We start from the raw sequence: 3,692 nt of genomic DNA, 5'->3' as shown, positions 1-3,692 counted from the left end.
CCTCGGCGGCCTCGGAGACCGACTTGGTGATGCGCACGCCGCCCGCGTCGCCGGCACCTTCCTCCTTGAAGCTGCCCTTGCCGCGGCCGCCCGCATGGATCTGCGCCTTGACCACCCAGACGGGGCCGTCAAGCTCCCCCGCCGCCGTCTTCGCCTCTTCCGCGCGCAAAACGACACGCCCGTCCGATACAGGCGCCCCGTAAGAGCGCAGCAAGGCCTTCGCCTGGTATTCGTGGATGTTCATAGTTTCAAAGCTCCTCCCGATGCTTTTGTCTACTTGATGAGATGCAACATGTTCTTGAATTCCGGCGTCCCGGCGCGGCCGAGCCACTCGAACACCACCATTTCCGTGGTCACGATGCCGGCGCCACAGGCGCTCAGCCGGGCGATGCAGGCCGCCTCGCTTTCCAGCGTGCGCGAGGCGGTGGCGTCGGAGACCACGAAAACCTCGTAGCCATCCTCGATCAGGCTGGCGGCGGTCTGGACCACGCAGATATGCGCCTCCATCCCCGCGATCACGGCCTGCTTGCGGTCCAGGCTGCGGAAATGTGCGGCGAATCCCTCGTCTTCCATGCACGAGAAGTGCATCTTGGGCAGCACTGTGGCGTTCGGCGTTTCCAGCTCGGGCACGGTCTTGCCAAGGCCTCTGGGATATTGTTCGGTCATCACGATAGGAATGCTCATCTCGCGCGCCCCGGCGCACAGCGTCCGGGTGTTGCGAATCGTCCGGGCCGGAGCCTGCATCGCGGGGACAAGACGCTCTTGCATGTCGATGACGATGAGGGCTGATTCGTCGGCGCGGATAAGCAAAAACAGGTCCTTTCTGGCTCGGTGCTGTGACCGTGTGGAATACCAGATACCAGCAATTCTTCCTTATCGCAACCTGCGGGATTTCGATCCTTGATAAGCTAGGCTGATGGTTCGGGAAGATTTTTTCAGACTTAATAAATTGCGTCAGATCAATGATTTAATGTGAATTTTCAGGTGTGAAATGCGCCCGAAACCGGCGATTTTTTGTGCAGAACCGAAAAATCGTTTGTCGAGTCAGGTATGCTGTGTATGGTATACCAACGTCACGAATGACGCCGCGCAACACGAGATCGGAGAGGGCGCATGAAGCTGAAACCTGTGCCTTCGAACTTCACGCTGAAGGACCACGTCTACGAAATGCTTCGGACTGCGATCACCGAGATGAACATCTACGATGCCGCGACTGATCTGCGCCTTGACGAGCGCAACCTGGCCGAGCAGCTGGGCGTGTCCCGGACACCCCTGCGCGAGGCCGTGGCCCGTCTGGAGCGTGACGGCCTGGTCGAGGTTCAGCCGCGCAAGGGTGTCTTCGTGCAGCGCAAGAGCCTGGACGACATCCTGGACATGATCGTGGCCTGGGCCGCGCTGGAAAGCATGGCCGCGCGGCTGGCCTGCGAACACGCGACGGACCGCGAAATCGCCAGCCTGCGCACCATCGCGGCCAAGTACAACGACGAGCTCGCCGACACGCGCATCTCGGAATATTCCGACGACAACATCCGCTTTCACCAGCGCATCCTCGAGATTTCGCGCTGCACGATGCTGCGGAAGATGGCTGATGGCCTCTTTCTGCACATGAACGCGGTGCGCGTCCGGGCGATGGGCGAGGGCAACCGCGTGCGGCGGTCGGTCGTCGATCACTCCGAGATCATAGAGGCGATCGAGGCACGGGATGCCGATCTGTCCGAACGTCTCGTCCGAGAGCACACCATGCGGTTGCACACCCACGTCAGTCGCACATGGAGCAATTTCGAACTGGCTGTCGGCGCGGGAGGCGCCAAGGCCAGCTAACAGGGAATGAGTACTAAAGGGGCCGAACGGGGCCTCGAACAGGGAGGAAGACCATGGGTGTGACCCAGATGACCGATGACCTCGTCGCGCGGGCCGAGACGGCTCCGGAAACGCTGACCGACGGGTTTCATCTTCTGATCGACGCGCTGAAGCTGAACGGGATCGAGACGATCTACAATGTGCCGGGGATCCCGATTACGGACCTGGGGCGGTATGCGCAGGCGCAGGGGATGCGGGTGATCTCGTTCCGGCACGAACAGCACGCGGGGTATGCCGCCTCTGTTGCCGGGTTCCTGACCAAGATGCCGGGCGTCTGCATGACCGTCTCGGCGCCGGGTTTCCTTAATGGCGTGACCGCGCTGGCCAATGCCACGACGAACTGCTGGCCGATGATCCTGATCTCGGGCTCGTCGGAGCGCGAGATCGTGGACCTCGCCCAAGGCGACTACGAGGAGATGGATCAACTTGCGATGGCGCGTCCCTTCTGCAAGGCCGCCTATCGCCTGAACTATGCGCAGGATATCGGTATCGCCGTGGCGCGGGCCATCCGCAGCGCGGTTTCGGGCCGTCCCGGTGGGGTCTACCTCGATATACCCGGCGCGATGCTAGGTCAGATCATGGATGGCGAAGAAGGCAAGAAAAGCCTGGTGAAGGTGATCGACCCCGCGCCGCGCCAGACCCCGTCGAAAGAATCGGTGGCGCGCGCCGTCAACGTTCTGAAAGAGGCAAAACGACCCCTGATCGTAATCGGCAAAGGCGCGGCCTATGACCAGTCCGACGACGTGATCAAGGAACTGGTCGAGAAATCCGGCCTGCCGTTCCTGCCCATGTCGATGGCCAAGGGCATCCTGCCTGACACGCATCCGCAATGCGCCGCCGCCGCGCGGTCGCTGGTGCTGAAGGAATCAGACGCCGTCATCATGATGGGCGCGCGGATCAACTGGCTGCTCAGTCACGGCAAGGGCATGCAGTGGGGCGAGCCGGGATCAAAGAAGTTCATCCAGATCGACATCGACCCCGAGGAAATGGACAGCAACGTCGAGATTGCCGCTCCGCTGGTTGGCGATGTGGGGTCCTGCGCGCAGGCCCTGATCGACGCCTTGGAAAGCGAAGGCATCGCACCGCCGAAAGACTGGCTGGACCAGGTCAACACCAAGGCCACCGCCAACATGGAGAAGATGGCCAACAAGCTGCAGAACAACAACGATCCGATGGATTATTTCGCAGCGCTCGGCGTGATCAAGGAGGCTGTCAACAAGCGGCCCGAGACCATCCTCGTGAACGAGGGCGCCAATACGCTGGACATGTGCCGCTCTATCGTGAACATCCACAAGCCGCGCCACCGCATCGACGTGGGTACCTGGGGTGTCATGGGCATCGGCATGGGGGCCGCCGTGGCCGCCGCCGTGGAAACCGGCAAGCAGGTTCTGGCCGTCGAGGGCGACAGCGCCTTCGGGTTCTGCGGCATGGAGATTGAGACGATCTGCCGTTACAAGCTGCCGGTCTGCATCGTGATCTTCAACAACAACGGCATCTATCGCGGCGATGGCGAGAACTGGGGCGGCGGCGACGATCCGGCCACCACGGTCTTCGTCGAGGACAGCCGCTATGACATGATGATGGAAGCCTTCGGCGGCGTAGGTGTCTGGGCCAAGAACCCCGACGAGCTGCGCCAGGCCATCGAAGAGGCGCTGGCCTCCGGCAAACCGACGCTGATCAACGCCGCCATCGACCCCGCAGCGGGCAAGGAAAGCGGCAATATCGGCAACCTCAACCCGTCCTCGGTGGTGGCGCAGGCGCGCTACCCCCAGGCCAAGAAGATTTGAGCGGGAGAGAGACCATGAAAGCATTGGACGGCATCAAGATCCTGG

General features: G+C 61.9%; 4 protein-coding genes. 2 read left to right on the top strand and 2 right to left on the bottom strand.

Going from position 1 to position 3,692, the window contains the following annotated elements; genetic code table 11:
* Window positions 1-244, bottom strand: a 244-nt coding sequence (locus tag XM53_RS22135; RefSeq protein WP_328586708.1) for an ATP-grasp domain-containing protein, incomplete at its 3' end; no start/stop codon positions are given.
* Window positions 245-273: 29 nt separating this feature from the next.
* On the bottom strand, window positions 274-810 hold the full coding sequence (locus XM53_RS22130) for a hydrolase (RefSeq protein WP_057796969.1): 537 nt from the start codon (window positions 808-810) through the stop codon (window positions 274-276).
* Between the two features lie 303 nt (window positions 811-1,113).
* On the opposite strand from XM53_RS22130, the gene XM53_RS22125 reads away from it, so the two are divergent.
* Together XM53_RS22125 and oxc are read left to right on the top strand one after the other, a co-directional pair.
* The gene (locus XM53_RS22125; RefSeq protein WP_057796968.1) at window positions 1,114-1,821 is read left to right on the top strand and encodes a GntR family transcriptional regulator; all 708 of its coding nucleotides are present in this window, start codon (window positions 1,114-1,116) and stop codon (window positions 1,819-1,821) included.
* A gap of 53 nt (window positions 1,822-1,874) precedes the next feature.
* Window positions 1,875-3,647 (top strand): oxalyl-CoA decarboxylase, encoded by a 1,773-nt coding sequence (gene oxc, locus XM53_RS22120; RefSeq protein ID WP_201455474.1) that lies wholly within the window; start codon window positions 1,875-1,877, stop codon window positions 3,645-3,647.
* Window positions 3,648-3,692 lie beyond the last annotated feature (45 nt).

Source organism: Roseovarius atlanticus, from assembly GCF_001441615.1.
Lineage (GTDB): Bacteria > Pseudomonadota > Alphaproteobacteria > Rhodobacterales > Rhodobacteraceae > Roseovarius > Roseovarius atlanticus.
This window is presented reverse-complemented; position numbering and strand designations above follow the sequence as displayed.

Excerpts from the sequence above, each read along its gene's own strand:
- XM53_RS22125 (WP_057796968.1), top strand. The coding sequence starts at position 1,114 with ATGAAGCTGAAACCTGTGCCTTCGAACTTCACGCTGAAGGACCACGTC.
- oxc (WP_201455474.1), top strand. The coding sequence starts at position 1,875 with ATGGGTGTGACCCAGATGACCGATGACCTCGTCGCGCGGGCCGAGACG.